A 1,165-nucleotide genomic window follows, 5' to 3' on the forward strand; every position below is an offset into this window, starting at 1 on the left:
AACACGGTGGCATTGAACGTGCCATCGCCGAGATTGGCTTCCGTAACCGGACAAAGACCGGCAATTGCACCAGCCTGAGCCATGCGAACCGTTTCCGTGTCACTCATATGCGTTGCGTGGATAAGGCACCAGCGCGACGACAATTCCTGATGGTCAAGCAGCCATTCAACAGGTCGCTGTCCGGACCACGCAATGCAGTCATCCACTTCCTTAACCTGCTCGGCAATGTGAATATGCACTGGCGCGTCGGGCAACAGCTTTGCTGCAAATGTCAGCTCATCCGGGGTGACAGCACGCAGACTGTGCGGCGCCACGCCAAGCACAGCCCCATCAAAACCGGAAAGCGACCTCTCGCAGCCCTCGATCAGGCGCGCAAAACTCTGCTGATCGTTGATGAAACGGCGCTGTCCCTCATTGGGATCGGCACCGCCAAAACTCGAATGTGCATAAAACACCGGCAACAGGGTCAGACCGATGCCAGCAGTTTGCGCTGCCGAGACAATGCGGTCCGCCATTTCCGAGATATTGCTGTAAGGCGTGCCGTCGCGATCATGATGCAGATAATGAAACTCACCAACGCGGGTAAACCCGGCTTCCAGCATATCGACATAAAGCCGCAATGCGACTGCTTCCGCCTGTTCCGGCGTCATGGTCAGCGCGAACTTATACATGATCTCGCGCCAGCTCCAGAAACTGTCAGCCGATGGGCCGCGCCGTTCAGCAAGGCCAGCCATGCCATATTGAAACGCGTGGCTGTGGAGGTTTGGCATCCCCGCTACGATCACCTTATAGCGCTCGTCTCCCGTTTTGGCTTCAACACCAATCTCCACAGAAGCAATTTTTCCCTGAGCTAAACCAAGCCGCACATCCTCTGCCCAGCCCGTCTGCAAAAGCGCCTGACCAGCATGGATAAATTGCGTTGTTGGGACTGCGGCTGACATTCGATGAAGCTCCTCATTCCGCTCAATTCGCACACCCGTTTTTCAACAGATCGCGATTGGATGTATTTTTTCTCTTGGCGGTTCCGTTAATATGTATATACATTATTGAAAACCAGGGGAAGCGAGAAAACGCTCATGACACAGAAATCGAACTTCGTTTTAACGCAGGCACGCATCGCCACTCTATCGGAAAAGGCAGATGGACTTGGTTTGATCGAAGCTGC

1 protein-coding gene is annotated in these 1,165 nt (G+C 54.2%); it reads right to left on the bottom strand.

The genetic code is table 11. The features are described from left to right. The coding region (gene hutF, locus CEV34_RS03285; protein ID WP_143853301.1) for a formimidoylglutamate deiminase at positions 1–941 on the bottom strand (941 nt) is incomplete at its 3' end. Positions 942–1,165: the final 224 nt, after the last annotated feature.

It is taken from the genome of Brucella pseudogrignonensis, from assembly GCF_002252525.1.
In the GTDB taxonomy this organism is placed as follows: Bacteria; Pseudomonadota; Alphaproteobacteria; order Rhizobiales; family Rhizobiaceae; genus Brucella; species Brucella pseudogrignonensis.